At 63.5% G+C, this 16,271-nt stretch carries 13 protein-coding genes; 8 read left to right on the top strand and 5 right to left on the bottom strand.

Features of this window, described 5'->3' with window-relative positions; genetic code table 11:
- Positions 1–137: 137 nt before the first annotated feature.
- Positions 138–467 carry a hypothetical protein gene (locus tag EGT29_RS11695; protein WP_124689155.1) on the top strand — a complete coding sequence of 110 codons (330 nt, stop codon included), beginning with the start codon at positions 138–140 and terminating at the stop codon, positions 465–467.
- Here EGT29_RS11695 and EGT29_RS11700 read toward each other — a convergent pair.
- Together EGT29_RS11700 and folD are read right to left on the bottom strand one after the other, a co-directional pair.
- Complete coding sequence (locus tag EGT29_RS11700) at positions 434–2,581, bottom strand: M3 family metallopeptidase (RefSeq protein ID WP_124689156.1); 2,148 nt, start codon at positions 2,579–2,581, stop codon at positions 434–436. The genes EGT29_RS11695 and EGT29_RS11700 overlap by 34 nt on opposite strands.
- A 206-nt stretch (positions 2,582–2,787) precedes the next feature.
- Positions 2,788–3,633 carry a bifunctional methylenetetrahydrofolate dehydrogenase/methenyltetrahydrofolate cyclohydrolase FolD gene (gene folD / locus EGT29_RS11705; RefSeq protein WP_124689157.1) on the bottom strand — a complete coding sequence of 282 codons (846 nt, stop codon included), beginning with the start codon at positions 3,631–3,633 and terminating at the stop codon, positions 2,788–2,790.
- A 116-nt stretch (positions 3,634–3,749) separates the two neighbouring features.
- Between folD and EGT29_RS11710 the strand changes: the two genes are divergently transcribed.
- Entirely contained in the window at positions 3,750–4,040 is a 291-nt protein-coding gene (locus EGT29_RS11710; protein WP_124689158.1) for an addiction module antidote protein, read from the top strand.
- Between the two features lie 9 nt (positions 4,041–4,049).
- On the opposite strand, the gene EGT29_RS11715 is transcribed toward EGT29_RS11710, so the two are convergent.
- From EGT29_RS11715 to EGT29_RS11725, 3 genes are read right to left on the bottom strand one after another with little or no spacing between them, the layout of a single operon-like run.
- Positions 4,050–4,703 carry an FMN-binding negative transcriptional regulator gene (locus tag EGT29_RS11715; RefSeq protein WP_124689159.1) on the bottom strand — a complete coding sequence of 218 codons (654 nt, stop codon included), beginning with the start codon at positions 4,701–4,703 and terminating at the stop codon, positions 4,050–4,052.
- A 25-nt stretch (positions 4,704–4,728) separates the two neighbouring features.
- Positions 4,729–5,352: a response regulator transcription factor gene (locus EGT29_RS11720; RefSeq protein ID WP_124689160.1), complete on the bottom strand. Its 624-nt coding sequence runs from the start codon at positions 5,350–5,352 to the stop codon at positions 4,729–4,731.
- Positions 5,352–7,730 carry a PAS domain S-box protein gene (locus tag EGT29_RS11725; RefSeq protein ID WP_124689161.1) on the bottom strand — a complete coding sequence of 793 codons (2,379 nt, stop codon included), beginning with the start codon at positions 7,728–7,730 and terminating at the stop codon, positions 5,352–5,354. The genes EGT29_RS11720 and EGT29_RS11725 overlap by 1 nt, the downstream gene beginning before the upstream one ends.
- A gap of 270 nt (positions 7,731–8,000) precedes the next feature.
- On the opposite strand from EGT29_RS11725, the gene aceE reads away from it, so the two are divergent.
- The 6 genes from aceE (at position 8,001) to EGT29_RS11755 (ending at position 16,093) form a co-directional block, all read left to right on the top strand.
- Positions 8,001–10,715 (top strand): pyruvate dehydrogenase (acetyl-transferring), homodimeric type, encoded by a 2,715-nt coding sequence (aceE, locus tag EGT29_RS11730; RefSeq protein WP_124689162.1) that lies wholly within the window; start codon positions 8,001–8,003, stop codon positions 10,713–10,715.
- A gap of 112 nt (positions 10,716–10,827) precedes the next feature.
- Positions 10,828–12,498, top strand: a complete 1,671-nt coding sequence (gene aceF / locus EGT29_RS11735; protein WP_124689163.1) for a dihydrolipoyllysine-residue acetyltransferase — start codon at positions 10,828–10,830, stop codon at positions 12,496–12,498.
- A 10-nt stretch (positions 12,499–12,508) separates the two neighbouring features.
- Positions 12,509–14,338: a dihydrolipoyl dehydrogenase gene (gene lpdA / locus EGT29_RS11740; protein WP_124689164.1), complete on the top strand. Its 1,830-nt coding sequence runs from the start codon at positions 12,509–12,511 to the stop codon at positions 14,336–14,338.
- A complete protein-coding gene (locus EGT29_RS11745) occupies positions 14,339–14,626 on the top strand; it encodes a tripartite tricarboxylate transporter substrate-binding protein (protein ID WP_124689165.1) in 288 nt (95 codons plus the stop codon).
- 282 nt (positions 14,627–14,908) lie between these two features.
- The gene (locus EGT29_RS11750; RefSeq protein ID WP_124689166.1) at positions 14,909–15,481 is read left to right on the top strand and encodes a hypothetical protein; all 573 of its coding nucleotides are present in this window, start codon (positions 14,909–14,911) and stop codon (positions 15,479–15,481) included.
- 75 nt (positions 15,482–15,556) lie between these two features.
- On the top strand, positions 15,557–16,093 hold the full coding sequence (locus EGT29_RS11755) for a hypothetical protein (RefSeq protein WP_124689167.1): 537 nt from the start codon (positions 15,557–15,559) through the stop codon (positions 16,091–16,093).
- The last annotated feature ends 178 nt before the right edge of the window (positions 16,094–16,271 follow it).

Here is a 16,271-nt window from a genome sequence, read left to right on the forward strand (position 1 = left end):
CGAACGCCTTGCCTGGCGCGCAAAGCGCAGCGCGCAAATCGCTGGTGTATATTTTGCGTATAAAGCAAACGAAGGGAGGAGATGCGAGGCGGCGGAATGGTCGCGTGGCTCTTCCGCGTCCTTGCATGTTGCGTGTCATGCAAAAAAAACAAGGCTTCACCGAACTGTTGGTCCTGAGCGGGATCGCCCACGACGGCCACGTCGCCTGGATGTTCGTGCCTGGCGGCTGGAACATCGCCGAACTGGAACAATGTTTCCCGTTCACCGACCATGCCGGGGTGCCGCGCCGCCAGGTCCTGGTAAGCGTCGACGTCGCCCGCGAACTGGCGGATCGGTATGGCGGCAGTCCGCTGCTCGAACTGCCGGATTCCTCTTCACTGAGCGACCTGCTGTCCGACGGCACGATAGCCGTCAAGCTGCTGATCGCGCGCGATCAGGACGCGACGGCGTCGGCCATTCCGCTGTGACGCAGCAGGGCCTCGATGCTGGGCTCTCGTCCGCGGAAGGCGCGGAACGACTCGATCGCGGGCCGGCTGCCGCCTACTTGCAGGATCTCCCGCAAGAAACGTTCCCCCACCTCGGGCCTTAGCGTGTCCTCGGTGGCGGCATCCTCGAAAGCCGCGTAGGCGTCCGCCGACAACACTTCGGCCCACTTGTAGCTGTAGTAGCCGGCCGAGTAGCCGCCGGCGAAGATGTGGCTGAAGGTGTTGATCCAGCGCGAGACTTGCGGCTGGGGCAGGACGTGCATGCGATCGTTCACCGCGCGCGACAGGGCCAGCACGCTTTGCGGGCCGTCCGGATCGTAGTCGGTGTGCAGGTGCATGTCGGTGGCGGCCAGCACGACCTGGCGCAGCGTCATCAGGCCGCCCTGGAAATTCTTGGCGGCCACCATCTTGTCGTACAGGGTACGTGGCAGGGGGGCGCCGGTTTCCGCGTGCGCGGTCATCTGCTCCAGCACCGCCCATTCCCAGCAGAAGTTCTCCATGAACTGGCTGGGCAGCTCGACCGCATCCCACTCCACGCCGTTGATGCCCGACACGCCCAGGTCTTCCATCTGCGTAAGCATGTGGTGCAGGCCGTGGCCGCATTCGTGGAACAGGGTGATGACCTCGTCGTGCGTGAACAGCGAGGGTTTGCCGCCGCTGGGCGGCGTGAAATTGCAGACCAGATAGGCCACCGGCGTCTGCAGTTGGCCACCTGGGCGGCGATAGCGGGTGCGGGCGTCGTCCATCCATGCGCCGCCGCGCTTGCCGTCGCGCGCGTACAGATCCAGGTAGAACTGGGCGAGGAGGGTGCCGGCGGCCGATTCGACGCGGAAGAAACGCACGTCGGGGTGCCAGGCCGGGGCGCTGTCGGGGCGGATGCGGACCGAGAACAGCGTCTCGATCACCTTGAACAGGCCAGCCAGCACCTTGGGCTCGGGGAAGTATTGCTTGACCTCGTTTTCCGAGAAGGCATAGCGCGCCTGGCGCAGTTTCTCGGACGCGTAGGCGATGTCCCAGGGTTCGAGTTCGCCCAGGCCCAGTTCGGCGGCGGCGAATTCCCGCAGCTCGCGCAGGTCGCGTTCGGCGTAGGGATGGGCGCGCTCGGCCAGCTCGGCCAGGAACTTCTGCACCTGCTCGGGGGTGTCGGCCATCTTGGGCACCAGCGACACCTCGCCGTAGTTGGCATAGCCCAGCAGGCCGGCTTCTTCGCGGCGCAGGCGCAGCAGGTCCAGCATGATGGCCGTGTTGTCCCACTCGGCCTGGCCCTGGCCGTACTCGGGGCCCAGTTCCGAGGCGCGTGTCACGTGCGCCTTGTACATGGTTTCGCGCAGCGCGCGGTTGTCGGCGTATTGCAGCACCGGGAAATACGAGGGGAAGTGCAGGGTGAATTTCCAGGCCGGCGTGTCGTCCCGGGCCTCGCCTTCCTTGGCCGGCGCCTTCCTGGCGGCCTCGCGCGCCGCTTCCTTCACGTCGTCGGGCAGGCCGGCCAGTTCGGCCTCGTCGCGCACGATCAGCGCGTAGGTATTGGTGGCATCCAGCACGTGGTCGGAGAAGGCCTTGGACTGCGTGGCCTGCTGCTCCTGAATCTCGGCGAAGCGCGGCTTGGCGGCCTCGGGCAGTTCGGCGCCGCCCAGGCGAAAGCCCCGCAGCTCGTTCTCGATCAGCTTCTTGCGGGCCGGCGTCTGGTGCTGGAATTCCTTGCCCGCCGCCAGCTTCTTGTAGCGTTCGTACAGCGCCTGGTTCTGGCCCAGGCCGGCCCAGAACTCGGTCACGCGCGGCAGGTTCTCGCCGTAGGCGGCACGCAGCTCCGGCGTGTCGGCCACCGAGTTCAGGTGTCCGACCACGCTCCAGGCCCGCGACAGCCCTTCGGTGCCTTCATCCAGCGTCTCGACCACGCTTTGCCAGGTGGCCGGCGCATCCGCCGCCTGGTCGGCCTCCAGCTTGTCCACCGCCTGCTGCGCCCGCTCCATCAGGGCCGTGATCGCGGGGGTGATGTGCTCCGGGCGGATGGCATCGAACGGAGCCAGGCCCGACAGGTCCATGAGCGGATTGCCGGCCAGGGGGGAAGAAGAGGGGAGGTCGGACGCTTGCGCCATGGAGAAACTCCTGAATGCTGACTGTGCCCCATAGATGGGGGCGAAACAAGGAAAATCCAGGGGGAAGTGCCCCCCTTACACGCTTCGCGCGTCCCCCAGGGGGCGGCACTGGCGGACCGGCGGAGCCGGATCCGCTGTGCCCATGCAACGAATAGGCGCTGGGGGCTCTGTGCTTATCTTCGTCCCTGGGGGGCGGCGCGCAGGGCTCATGCCCTCTGGGCGGATTCCAGCGTGTTGGCCAGCAGCATGGTGATGGTCATGGGACCGACGCCGCCCGGCACCGGCGTGATCCAGCCGGCCACTTCCGAGACGCTGGCGACGTCCACGTCGCCGCACAGTTTGCCTTCGTCGTCGCGGTTGATGCCCACGTCGATCACCACCGCGCCGGGCTTGACCATGTCGCCGGTCAGCGTGTTGCGGCGGCCCACGGCGGCCACCACCACGTCGGCCTGGCGGGTGTGGTAGGCAAGGTCGGGCGTGCCGCTGTGGCACACCGTGACCGTGGCGTTGGCCTGCAACAGCAGCAGCGCCATCGGCTTGCCCACGGTATTGCTGCGGCCGATCACCACGGCATGCTTGCCGCGCAGGTCGTAGCCGGTGCTTTCGATCAGCTTCATGCAGCCGTAGGGGGTGCACGGACGGAAACCGTCCAGTCCGGTCATTAGTTCGCCGGCGCTGAGCACCGAGTAGCCGTCCACGTCCTTGCGGGGGGAGATGGCCTCGATCACCTTGTGCGGGTCGATGTGCCCGGGCAGGGGCATCTGCACCAGGATGCCGTGGATGGCGGGGTCATGGTTGAGCAGGTCGATGCGGGCCAGCAGCTCGGCCTCGGTCATCGTGGCCTCGTATTTTTCCAGCACCGAATGGAAGCCAGCGTCGTGGCACGCCTTGACCTTGTTGCGCACGTACACGTGCGAGGCCGGATCCTCGCCCACCAGGATCACCGCCAGGCCGGGACGCGTGCCCTGGCGCGTGAGTTCGGCGGCGCGCTGGGCGATGTCGGAGCGGATCTGCTTGGAGAGTTCGTTGCCGTTGATGAGGCGTGCGGGCATGGCGGTGTGAAGGCGAAGAGGGGTGGAGGAACGAGGGCGCGGGCGCCTGGGGCATTTTAGCGCACGGGGGAGGGGCGGGCGTTGCGAGACATTCCTGTCTCGCAACGAATAGGCAGATGCCGTTGCCGGAGGCAGCATGCGAAAACTTCGCCGTCGAGTATCTGAAAGCGGCGTTGGAAAAAATGGAGGACTCCCGGCACCGGGCTGTGGGCTTGCTGGCATTGCGCGATGTGGCCGAGGCCTATGGTGGCCTGGCGGCCGTCGCACGGTCGGCGGGCATCACGCGCGAGGCTCTCTACAGGGCCTTGTCGCCCAACGGCAATCCCACGTTGAACACCCTCATAGCTGTTCTGGATGCGGTGGGGATGCGTCTTTCGGCGTCGCCTGCGCGGGCCTTGTCCAGATAGCCACTCGTCCTAGTCTGCCGGCGAGGCTTTTTCCGCTGCTTTCATCACCGCCGCCACGGCCCTGTCCCCGTCCCGCCCGGACGCGTCCAGGCCCGCCACCACGCCCCGCCGGTCGGCCTCGTTGCGGTTCTGGCTCATCTTCCACTTGGCCTGCAGACGCGCGATGGGCATTTCCAGCCCGACGATGGCCGACAGCCTTTCTTCCAGGAAGGCGGGCGGCGCGTCGCTCATCTTCCACGGGGCGTCGCGTCCCTGCTCGAACATGCGCGTCAGCCGGCCCACCACGCCCGCCACCCAGCGCGGATCGTCATGCACGATGATCCGTCCATGGGCGTGCACGACGGCGTAGTTGTAGGTGGGCACGACTTCGTGGGTCGTGCGCTTGGTTTCGTACAGGCTGGGCGATACGTAGGCGCTGGGACCCTGGAAGACGGCCAGGCTCTCGGCCTGGGAATCAGCCAGTTCCCGCCAGACCGGATTGGCTCGCGCCACGTGGCACAGCAGGGTGCCGTGCGGACCGCGGTCGGGGTCGAGGATGAAGGGCAGGTGATTGGCATCCAGCCCCTGCGGTCCCGCCGCAACCAGCATGCCGAGCGGACAGGTGCGTATCAGGTCGCGGATCCTGTCCGTGTCGGTCTGCTCGAAATGCGGCGGCAAATACATAGTTGGCTGGGTATCGGGCGGCGGGTTACCCCTGCGGCCGATGGTGCAGGGCGACCTTCATGAGATCCGCCACGGTCGTGACCTGCAGCTTTTCCATGATGTTGGCGCGATGCGCCTCGACGGTCTTGATGCTGATGCCCAGGTCGTCGGCGATCTGCTTGTTCAGGCGCCCGGCCACGATGCGTTCCAGCACCTGTTGCTCGCGCACGGTCAGCCGGGCCAGCAGGGCCTCGTGGCCGCGCCGGGTGGCTTCGTCGGCCGCGCGCGAATGGGCCTGTTCCAGCATGTTGGCGATGATCTGGCGCAGGTCCGCTTCGTTGAAGGGTTTTTCCAGGAAATCCACCGCGCCTTTCTTCATGGTGGAGACCGCCATGGGCACGTCGCCATGGCCGGTGATGAAGACGATGGGCAGGGTGGATTTGCGGGCGAGCAGTTGTTCCTGGAGCTCGAGCCCGGTCATGCCCGGCATCCGCACGTCGGCGATCAGCACGCCGATCACCTCGGGGTCGTACTCGGCCAGGAAACGTTCCGAACTCTCGTAGGCCCGTACCCGGTAACCGTTGGCTTCGAGCAGCCATCGGAGAGAATCTCGCACGGCTTCGTCGTCGTCGACTATGAAGACCGTGCTGGATTGGGGCGTATTGCTCATCAGGTAAGCTCCTTGGGTGCGGATTCCAGTTTGGGCGCCGGTCCGGTCGGCAGGATCGGGCGTACCCACGGAAGCGTGAACTTGAAGATCGTGCCTCCGGCGGGGTTGGCTTCGGCCCACAGCCGGCCGTGGTGGAATTCGATGATCGTGCGGCAGATGTTCAGGCCCATGCCCATGCCTTCCGACTTGGTGCTGTAGAAAGGCTCGAACAGCCGTTCGGGATCGGCCAGCCCATGGCCGGTATCGGTGACTGCCACTTCTACCATGTCCTCGCGCACGTTTGCTTCCACCAGCAGTTCCCGCCCGTCTGATTCCTGCATGGCCTCCAGGCCGTTTTTCATCAAGTTCAGGGCCACCTGTTCGATCAGGATGGGATCGGCAAGAACGTCCGGCAACTGTTCGGGTATTTTTTGAATGATATCGATCCGCCGGGTCCGGGACTCGATCCCGGCAAAACCGACCGCATTATCCACGATCGTGGACAGGCTTACCCGCTGGCGCTTGGGCTCGCTCCGTTTCACGAATTCGCGTATGCGGCGGATGATCATACCTGCACGCTGGGCCTGTGCGGTGGTTTTTTCCAGGGCCGGAAGCAATTTGGCCGGGTCGGTATCGCCGGCGCGCACCAGCGCCACCACGCCCATGCTGTAGTTGTTGATGGCCGTCAGCGGCTGGTTCAGCTCGTGCGCCAGCGACGAGGCCATTTCGCCCATGGTGATCAGGCGGCTGGTGAGCTGGATCTTCTCCTGCTGGGCGCGGGAGGCTTCCTCGGAGGCTCGGCGTTCGGTGATGTCGCGCGCCACCTGCATCCGCACCCGGCGGCCGTCCACCCATTGCAGCATGCGGTGGCGCACCTCGAACCAGCGGTGGGTGGACGAGGAATACACCTCGATTGCTTCATCTGTGAAACGGCCGCGCCGGCCGGCGGACAGCTCGTCGTGCCCGGTGGGCTGCGAGCCCAGCACGCGCCGGTAGGTCTTGTTGGCGAACAGCAGCTCCGAGCCCTTGGGCGTCTCGGCCGTGACCGAGATGGCGTCGTCCAGCCCCTCGAGCACCGTCATGAAGCGTTCGTGGGCCGCCGCCAGGGCCTCGCGGATGCGCTTGGGCTCGGTGATGTCGGTCATGGACGTCATCCAGCCCGTCTGCACGCCGCGCTGGTCGAGCAGGGGCGAGACGTACATCCGCGCGAAGAAGATCGACCCGTCGCGCCGCTGGGCCTCCATCTCGAAGCCGCTGCTGGGGGCATTGCCCGACAGCAGCATCTCGGTGTTGCGCCACTGGGCGGCGTGGTCGCCCTGGGGCCAGTAGGGGTAGGGCGGGGGCCGGCCCAGCAGGTCGGCCTCGTCCCAGCCCATCATCCGGCAGAAGGCCGGGTTCACATAGGTGATGCGGCCTTCCATGTCCAGCACCCGCATGCCGGTCAGCATGGAGTTCTCCATGGCGCGGCGAAAGGCGGTTTCGGCGATCAGCGCCTGCTCGGCCTGGGAGCGGAAGCGGGTGTGGCGCCACAGCGCGAACAGGCTCCATATGATGACCGCCGACAGCGACACCACCACCCAGACCAGCATGGTCTGCGAGGTGTCGGTTTGCGTGCGGTAGCCGCGCGCGCTCAGCATCATGCCGTTGCCCGGCGGGTCCAGCGGCACTTCATAGGCGTTGATGGCGCCCTTGTCCGCGCGCGACGACGAGGACACCAGCGGCATCTCGTTGCCGTCCAGGATGGACACCTTGTACTTGTGCTGGGTCTCCTGGGGGATCAGGTGCTGCAGGATGGCGTCCACCGAGTACACCGTGGCCAGCGTGCCCAGGAAGCGTTCGTTCTGGAACACCGGCACGTACAGGTCCAGGTAGACCTCGTTGTACTGGCCGCGATAGGGGCGGGAATACGCCGGCCGGTGTTCGTCGCGGGCGATCTCGAAGGCGCGGAAGGCCTCCGGCTCGGCCGCGCCCGGGGCGCTCATGCGGAAGGTCTGGCCGGCGCGACGGTCGGGCGTCGAGATCCAGACGGCCTTGCGGTCGGCGTTGATCCAGGCCACGTGGATGATCTCGGGGTGCTCGACCTGGAGTTCCCGGGCATCGTCCAGGAACCGGCTCTCGGTCATGTTGGTGCGCACCAGGTCGCGCCCCAGCGCCCCCATGCGGTCGCGCGCCGCCAGCATGCGCAGGCGCATCGATTGCTGCGCCCAGTCGACGTCCCGCACCAGCGTGCCGTAGCGCTGCGCGTCGTCGCGGGCGTCCAGCCACCACAGGATGGAGCCCATGACGCAGACGAACAGGCCCAGGGCGATGGCGGGCGTCAGCCAATACCAGCTGCGCCGGCGCAAGCGCCCCAGTTCCTTGAACGGGGCGGGAATATTGGAAGGATGAACGGTAGACATGAAGAAAGTTTACGCACAGTGTGGTGCGTTCGGAGGCCCGCTGTTTTATTGCAGCGCAGAATGCTTTTATCCAGGTTTCGTGTTAGATTTCACATCGTGGTAAATGATATCGTAAAGCGAAATTTTTATTGCCTGGAAGGCGTGCTGCCTTCTAGAATCGCGCCGGAGTTGCGAGGGCCCTAGTTTTACATAGGCGAAGGCCGCCAACAGCGACTAAACCCTTGGATGGCTACGAGCCGTCCGGATGTCACAGAGACTCAGGAGACAGGTATGTCCGCTCTTCCTCAGGTCGGGGCCGGTATAACCGCCGCCAACGACGAAGATACCCTGGAAACCCAAGAATGGCTCGACGCCCTGGAAGCGGTGCTGGATCGCGAAGGTCCTGAGCGCGCGCATTACCTGCTGGAACGCCTGATCGACGTGGCCCGTCGCTCCGGTGCCTACATCCCGTTCTCTCCGAACACCGCCTACGTCAATACCATCCCGCCGCACATGGAGCCGGCGCATCCGGGCACGCTGGACCTGGAAGCCCGCATTCGCTCCTATATTCGCTGGAACGCGATGGCGATGGTGGTCAAGGCCAACCGCCTGCATCCGGCCGATGGCGGCGACCTCGGCGGCCACATCGCCTCGTTCGCCTCGCTGGCGACCATGATCGAAACCGGCCAGAACCACTTCTGGCACGCTGAAACCGAAAACCGCGGCGGCGACCTGGTCTATTTCCAGGGCCATTCCTCGCCCGGCGTCTACGCCCGCGCCTTCCTGGAAGGCCGCCTGTCGGAAGACCAGCTCAACCATTTCCGCCAGGAAGTCGACGGCAAGGGCCTGTCGTCCTACCCGCATCCGAAGCTGATGCCCGATTTCTGGCAATTCCCCACCGTCTCGATGGGCCTCGGCCCCCTGATGGCCATCTACCAGGCCCGTTTCCTGAAATACCTGCACGCCCGCGGCATCGCCGACACCAGCAACCGCAAGGTCTGGGTGTTCTGCGGCGACGGCGAGATGGACGAGCCCGAGTCGCTGGGCGCCATCAGCCTGGCCTCGCGTGAAAACCTCGACAACCTCGTGTTCGTCATCAACTGCAACCTGCAGCGGCTGGACGGCCCGGTCCGCGGCAACGGCAAGATCATCCAGGAACTGGAAGGCGAGTTCCGCGGCAGCGGCTGGAACGTGGTCAAGCTCATCTGGGGCGGCTACTGGGATCCGCTGCTGGCGCGCGACAAGGAAGGCATCCTGCGCCAGATCATGGAAGAGACCGTCGACGGCGAATACCAGGCCTACAAGGCCAACGACGGCGCCTTCGTGCGCGAGAAATTCTTCGGCAAGCATCCCAAGCTGCTGGAGATGGTCAGCCGCATGAGCGACGAGGACATCTGGCGCCTGAACCGCGGCGGCCACGATCCCCACAAGGTGTATGCCGCGTTCGACGCCGCGCAAAAAAGCGAAGGCCGTCCGACCGTCATTCTGGCCAAGACCATCAAGGGCTACGGCATGGGCGCCGCCGGCGAGTCGCGCAACCCCGCGCACCAGCAGAAGAAGCTGGACGACGACATCATCCGCGCCTACCGCGACCGCTTCAACATCCCGGTGCCGGACGACAAGCTGTGCGACCTGCCGTACTTCAAGCCGGCGGACGAATCGCCGGAAATGAAGTACCTGCACGAGCGCCGCGCGGCCCTGGGCGGCTACCTGCCGCACCGCCGCCAGAAGGCCGACGAACACCTGCCCGCGCCGGCGCTGTCGGCGTTCCAGGCCGTGCTCGACCCCACCGCCGAAGGCCGCGAGATCTCGACCACGCAAGCCTTCGTCCGCATCCTCACGCAATTGCTGCGTGACAAGACGCTCGGCCCGCGCGTCGTACCCATCGTGCCGGACGAGTCGCGCACCTTCGGCATGGAAGGCATGTTCCGCCAGATCGGCATCTACGCCCACGCCGGCCAGAAATACGTGCCGGTCGACAAGGCGCAGGTCATGTACTACCGCGAGTCCGAAGACGGCCAGATCCTGGAAGAGGGCATCAACGAGGCCGGCGCGATGAGCTCGTGGATCGCCGCGGCCACGTCGTATTCGACCAACAACCGCATCATGGTGCCGTTCTACATCTATTACTCGATGTTCGGCTTCCAGCGCATCGGCGACCTGGCCTGGGCCGCCGGCGACATGCAGGCCCGGGGCTTCATGCTGGGCGGCACCGCCGGGCGCACCACGCTCAACGGCGAAGGCCTGCAGCACGAGGACGGCCACAGCCACCTGATGTCGGCCACCATCCCCAACTGCGTGTCGTACGACCCGACCTTCGCGCACGAACTGGCCGTCATCATCCAGAACGGCATGAAGCGCATGGTGGAAGACCAGGAAAACGTCTTCTACTACATCACGGTCATGAACGAGAACTATGCCCAGCCCGGCCTGAAGGCCGGCGACGAAGAGGGCATCATCCGCGGCATGTACCAGTTGAAGAAGAGCGAGGCCAAGGCCGAGCACCGCGTCCAGCTGCTGGGTTCGGGCACCATCCTGCGCGAAGTCATCGCCGCCCAGGATCTCCTCGAGAAGGACTGGGGCGTGGCCGCCGACATCTGGAGCGTGACCAGCTTCACCGAACTGCGCCGCAACGGCCTGGACGTCGATCGCCACAACCTGCTGCATCCGACCGAGAAGAAGGCCCAGGTCGCCTACGTGACCGAAGCCCTGGAAAAGACCGAGGGCCCCATCGTCGCCTCGACCGACTACATGAAGTCCTTCGCCGACCAGATCCGTCCGTTCATCCCCAAGGGCCGCACCTACAACGTGCTGGGCACCGACGGATTCGGCCGTTCCGACTTCCGCGCCAAGCTGCGCGAACACTTCGAGGTGGATCGCCACTTCGTCACGCTGTCCGCCCTGAAGGCGCTGGCCGACGAAGGCAAGATCCCGATGAAGAAGGTGGCCGAGGCCATCAAGAAGTACGGCATCAACCCCGAGAAAGCCAACCCTCAACACGCTTGATCGATGGCCGGGATGGGTAAGATAGGGACTGCCCCTGTCTTGCCCGCCCGGCCGGCGCGCGCCTGCCTGCGGCGGGGGCGCCGGTGGGGTCCGGCTTTCTGGAGACTACAGAATGAGTAATGTGAGCGAGCTGAAAGTCCCCGACATCGGTGATTTCAGCGAAGTCGAAGTGATCGAGATCCTGGTTTCGGTGGGCGACACCATCAAGGCCGAGCAAAGCCTGATCACCGTCGAGTCCGACAAATCGTCCATGGAAATCCCGGCCGCCACCGGCGGGGTGGTCAAGGCCATCAAGGTCAAGGTGGGCGACAAGGTCAGCGAAGGTACGCCGCTGGTCGAGATCGAAGCCGCCGGCGGCGCCGAGGCGCCCAAGCAGGAAGCGGCGCCGGCCAAGGCCGAGGCGCCCGCCGCTGCCGCTGCGCCCGCTGCCAAGCAGGAAGCCGCGCCCGCGCCCCAGGCCGCGCCCGCCCAGGGCGGTGCCGAGGAAACCGTGGTCGTGCCCGACATCGGCGACTTCAAGGACGTCGAAGTCATCGAGCTGCTGGTCAAGGTTGGCGACAAGGTCTCGGCCGAGCAAAGCCTGATCACGGTCGAGTCCGACAAGTCCTCCATGGAAATCCCGACCTCGACGGCGGGCGAAGTCACCGCCGTGCTGGTCAAGGTGGGCGACAAGGTGTCCAAGGGCAGCCAGCTCGTGAAGGTCAAGAGCGGTGGCGGTGCGGCCGCCGCCGCGCCGGCCGCCAAGGCCGAGAGCGCCCCGGCGCCCGCTGCCAAGGCCGAAGCGCCGGCCGCCGCGCCTGCTCCCACCCCCGCGGCCAAGCAGCCGCCGGTGCCGGCCGATCCCGCCGCCGAGCACGCGCCTTCCAAGGCCCATGCCTCGCCGTCCGTGCGCAAGTTCGCGCGCGAACTGGGCGTGGACCTGGCCAGGGTGCCCGCCACCGGACCCAAGGGCCGCATCACGCCCGACGACGTGCGCAACTTCGTCAAGAAAGCGCTGGCTGGAGGCGCCTCCGCCGCGGCGCCCGCCGCCGCCGGCGGTTCGGGCTCCGGCCTGGAAGTGCTGGCCTGGCCCAAGGTCGACTTCGCCAAGTTCGGCGAAATCGAAGCCAAGCCGCTGTCGCGCATCAAGAAGATCTCCGGCGCCAACCTGCACCGCAACTGGGTGATGATCCCCCACGTCACCAACAACGAGGATGCGGACATCACCGACCTGGAAGCCTTCCGCGTCCAGCTCAACAAGGAAAACGAGAAGTCCGGCGTCAAGGTCACGATGCTCGCGTTCCTGATCAAGGCCGTGGTCTCGGCGCTGAAGAAATTCCCCGAGTTCAACGCCTCGCTGGAAGGCGACAACCTGATCCTGAAGAAGTACTTCCACATCGGTTTCGCCGCCGACACGCCCAACGGGCTGGTGGTGCCGGTCATCCGCGACGCCGACAAGAAGGGCGTCCTGGAGCTGGCCAAGGAAACCTCCGAACTGGCCAAGAAGGCGCGCGACGGCAAGCTCTCGCCCTCGGAAATGCAGGGTGGCTGCTTCTCGATCTCGTCGCTGGGCGGCATCGGCGGCACCAGCTTCACGCCCATCATCAACGCGCCCGAAGTGGCCATCCTGGGCGTCAGCCGCTCGGCCATGAAACCCGTGTGGGATGGCAAGCAATTCGTGCCGCAACTGACGCTGCCCATGTCGCTGTCGTACGACCACCGCGTCATCGACGGCGCAGCCGGCGCCCGTTTCAACGCCTACCTGGCCTCGGTGCTGGCGGACTACCGCCGCATCCTGCTGTAAGGAGCAACGGATGGCGATAGAACTGAAAGTACCCGACATCGGCGACTTCAAGGAAGTCGAAGTCATCGAGATCCTGGTGGCCGTGGGCGACACCATCAAGGCCGAGCAAAGCCTGATCACCGTCGAATCCGACAAGTCCTCCATGGAAATCCCCGCCGAACAGGGCGGGGTGGTCAAGGCCATCAAGGTCAAGGTCGGCGACAAGGTCAGCGAAGGCTCGGTGCTGCTCGAGATCGACGCCGCCGAAGGCGGTGCCGCCGCCAGCCCGGCCCCGGCCGTGGACACCAAGTCCCGTACCGGCTTCCCCAAGGTCGAACTGGCGCCCGCCGCCATGCACGAACTGGGCGAACCCACCTCCGACAAGCCGGACCCCGATCCTGTCCCGCTGACGACTCCGGCACCGGCCGCCGCCAGCTTCGGCGGCAAGGCCGACCAGAGCTTCGACGTCGTGGTCCTGGGCGCCGGCCCCGGCGGCTACTCCGCCGCCTTCCGCGCCGCCGACCTCGGCCTGAAAGTGGCCCTGATCGAACGCTACGCCACCCTGGGCGGCGTCTGCCTGAACGTCGGCTGCATTCCCTCCAAGGCCCTGCTGCACACCGCCGCCGTGGTCGAGGAAGCCGCCAAGATGGCCGAACACGGCATCACCTTCGGCAAGCCCGAAATCGACCTCACCAAGCTGCGCGCGTTCAAGGACGGCGTCGTCGGCAAGCTGACCGGCGGCCTGGCCGGCATGGCCAAGGCCCGCAAGGTTACCGTCGTGACCGGCGTGGGCGCCTTCGTCGGCCCCAACCACATCGAAGTGCAGGGCAAGGACGGCAAACAGGTCATCCAGTTCGCCAGCGCCATCATCGCCGCCGGCAGCCAGTCCGTGAAGCTGCCCTTCGCCCCCGAAGACGAACGCATCGTCGACTCCACCGGCGCGCTGCTCTTGAAAAGCGTGCCCAAGAAGATGCTCATTATCGGCGGCGGCATCATCGGCCTCGAAATGGGCACGGTGTATTCGACCCTGGGCGCTCGCCTGGACGTCGTCGAAATGCTGGACGGCCTGATGCAGGGCGCCGACCGCGACCTGGTCAAGGTCTGGCAGAAGATGAACGAACACCGCTTCGACAACATCATGTTGAAGACGAAGACGGTGGGCATCGAGGCCAAGAAAGACGGCATCTGGGTCACCTTCGAGGGCGAAAAGGCCCCCAAGGAACCCCAGCGCTACGACCTCGTGCTGCAGGCCGTCGGCCGCAGCCCCAACGGCAAGAAGATCGGCGCCGACAAGGCCGGCGTGCAGGTGGGCGACCGCGGATTCATTTCCGTCGATTCCCAGATGCGTACCAACGTGCCGCACATTTATGCGATCGGCGACATCGTCGGCCAACCCATGCTGGCCCACAAGGCCGTGCATGAAGGCCACGTGGCCGCCGAAGCCGCGGCCGGCCAGAAGAGCCACTTCGACGCCACCGTGATCCCGTCCGTGGCCTACACGGACCCGGAAGTCGCGTGGGTGGGCCTGACCGAAGACGAAGCCAAGAAGCAGGGCCGCAAGGTCACCAAGGGCATGTTCCCCTGGGCCGCTTCGGGCCGCGCCATCGCCAATGGGCGGGACGAAGGGTTTACCAAGCTGCTGTTCGACGAGGAAACGCACCGGATCGTGGGTGGCGGCATCGTGGGTACGAATGCCGGCGACATGATCGGCGAGGTCGCCCTGGCGATCGAGATGGGGGCGGATATGGTGGATATCGGGAAGACCATTCATCCGCATCCGACTCTGGGTGAGTCGATCGGGATGGCGGCTGAGGTGGCGGAAGGGGTGTGTACGGATTTGCCGCCGGTTAGGAAGAAGTAGTTGTCGTTGGGAAAAAAGCCGCACCTAGTGCGGTTTTTTTTGTTCAACGAAAGTAGGACGGCTATATTGTTGGACCAGGGGGTTTTTGAAGTTGAAAAAATTACTGCCGATGTGCTCACGCTGGACGAACAGGGCATCAAGGGTTTCGAATTGTACTTATGGTTCGGTATCGTGGCACGCACCGGCACTCCAGACAGCATCGTCGCCAAACTGAATCAGATCATCACGCAGGTGGCGGAGACGCCGGAATTCAAACAGCGGCCAAAGGCGCCAGGAGCAGATAGGTGAGCCGCCAGCGGCGTTCGAGGCGATGATTAAGGATTCGGGCCAAAATTTGTCAAAGATTGACTGCCAAAGCTGCACGAACGGCAAAGCTTTAATTCGGTTTATATAATCTTTGCACTACTATTGATCGCAAATTCGAACGAACACGAATTTTGCATTGTTTTCTCCAGTGTTCGTCTTCTCCCAGCTGAAGCACCTCTAATTCTATAGAAGGCATCTTCAATACCTCTTCTCATTAGCATCAAGAAATGCGAATTTTAAAAAATCGCTTTGTGGAAGAAACGAATGCCAGATGTCTCCGAAGATCCTAGAGTTGAGCCAGGTATCTATGGCAAAGGCGAAGCAGAAAAGATGTTATGGCTTGCGTCGGCTTATGCGCAAGGAGCCGAGGTGCTAGTTAATTCGATGTTAGACGATCAGTACCAAGCTGATCATGCGCAATGGTTAGTTGTCTCACATCTTTGCCGACATGCTCTTGAGCTTTACTTAAAAGGTTGCATCGGAATTGCTACAGGGGCCATACCAAGAAGCACACACCGTATAGATCAACTTCTTAAAGATTATAATAAGCATTACTGCGATTCGTTCTATATATTCAATTTTCTTGTCGAGGATTGGGTTTATCGCGATACTGATCTCTTTCCCGAAACGCTGGAAGAACTTCGCAGAACACATGATCAACGTTATCGATATATATCAGATAAAAATGGAATCGATTTCGTAGGGTTTTCAGATTTTAATCTTCGAGAGAAATCCGATGCCGTAAAGCGTTTCGCTAGTGATGTAAATGTGCGAGCCTTCTTTGTTGGAGAATATGGCGTGAAAGCTGCGGTGATCTTGAAAAAAAGTGAAGCTTAATCGCACGTCGGCTACGCCGAGTATTTCTATGGGGCCGTTAACTATGAATCTGCGTTTATAACAATTTAAGAAAATATGCAAACAAGGTTTTTTCAGAACCGTTTTCTGGTAGGCCTGTTCTTAATTGCTACGTGTTCCATTGTCAAGGGGCAAGTGCAAGTTAGTTGCGACGATGCCGTACAGGCAAAAGCGTATGCGGCAGGCTTTGATGGGATGATTAGAAATGAAGGGGGGAATGGTAAGGCGAGGGAAAATGAGTGGAAGAATAAGTACGAGGAGGCAAAAGAGCGAATTATCGCTGCAGGATTTTGGACCGAACAGGAAGCGAACACGTTCATTCTAACTGTGGCGAAGGATACTCCAGAAGGCAGGGAGTTGGAGACGAAACGTACAAAAGCATCGGAAGAGTTTAGAACATTGGCTGCAGCGTTGGATGTGTTACCCGTTGCCGCGGGAGGGAACAAGCAGGCGGAGTATCGTGGGGTTTGTATCTTTGGAAAGAAAGCATTCGAACAACTCAAAATCATTAATGAGGCATCTGTCGCTGCATGGCAGCTTGTTTACAGGCAAGTAGAAGCGTTTGGCAAGAAAAAGGGCGTTTCGGGGTTTTGAGATGGCCGGTAGTGGCCACAAATGAGGATCCTGGGGGCCATGGAAATTTAAATGCAGCGTGAGTTGGGCTGGAAACGAGACGAGAAGCCGGATTGAGTCACCAGAAGCATGTTTTCATGGGCCTCTTCAAAGACGCCACTCAGAGAATGGCCGGTTAACGATCGCATCTGTTTGCTTA

It is taken from the genome of Pigmentiphaga sp. H8 (genome assembly GCF_003854895.1).
Classification (GTDB): Bacteria; Pseudomonadota; Gammaproteobacteria; order Burkholderiales; family Burkholderiaceae_B; genus Pigmentiphaga.

What these genes read in the sequence shown, in the direction of transcription:
- EGT29_RS11695 (WP_124689155.1), top strand. Translation starts at nt 138, where the DNA reads ATGCAAAAAAAACAAGGCTTCACCGAACTGTTGGTCCTGAGCGGGATC.
- EGT29_RS11700 (WP_124689156.1), bottom strand. Translation starts at nt 2,581, where the DNA reads ATGGCGCAAGCGTCCGACCTCCCCTCTTCTTCCCCCCTGGCCGGCAAT.
- folD (WP_124689157.1), bottom strand. Translation starts at nt 3,633, where the DNA reads ATGCCCGCACGCCTCATCAACGGCAACGAACTCTCCAAGCAGATCCGC.
- EGT29_RS11710 (WP_124689158.1), top strand. Translation starts at nt 3,750, where the DNA reads ATGCCGTTGCCGGAGGCAGCATGCGAAAACTTCGCCGTCGAGTATCTG.
- EGT29_RS11715 (WP_124689159.1), bottom strand. Translation starts at nt 4,703, where the DNA reads ATGTATTTGCCGCCGCATTTCGAGCAGACCGACACGGACAGGATCCGC.
- EGT29_RS11720 (WP_124689160.1), bottom strand. Translation starts at nt 5,352, where the DNA reads ATGAGCAATACGCCCCAATCCAGCACGGTCTTCATAGTCGACGACGAC.
- EGT29_RS11725 (WP_124689161.1), bottom strand. Translation starts at nt 7,730, where the DNA reads ATGTCTACCGTTCATCCTTCCAATATTCCCGCCCCGTTCAAGGAACTG.
- aceE (WP_124689162.1), top strand. Translation starts at nt 8,001, where the DNA reads ATGTCCGCTCTTCCTCAGGTCGGGGCCGGTATAACCGCCGCCAACGAC.
- aceF (WP_124689163.1), top strand. Translation starts at nt 10,828, where the DNA reads ATGAGTAATGTGAGCGAGCTGAAAGTCCCCGACATCGGTGATTTCAGC.
- lpdA (WP_124689164.1), top strand. Translation starts at nt 12,509, where the DNA reads ATGGCGATAGAACTGAAAGTACCCGACATCGGCGACTTCAAGGAAGTC.
- EGT29_RS11750 (WP_124689166.1), top strand. Translation starts at nt 14,909, where the DNA reads ATGCCAGATGTCTCCGAAGATCCTAGAGTTGAGCCAGGTATCTATGGC.
- EGT29_RS11755 (WP_124689167.1), top strand. Translation starts at nt 15,557, where the DNA reads ATGCAAACAAGGTTTTTTCAGAACCGTTTTCTGGTAGGCCTGTTCTTA.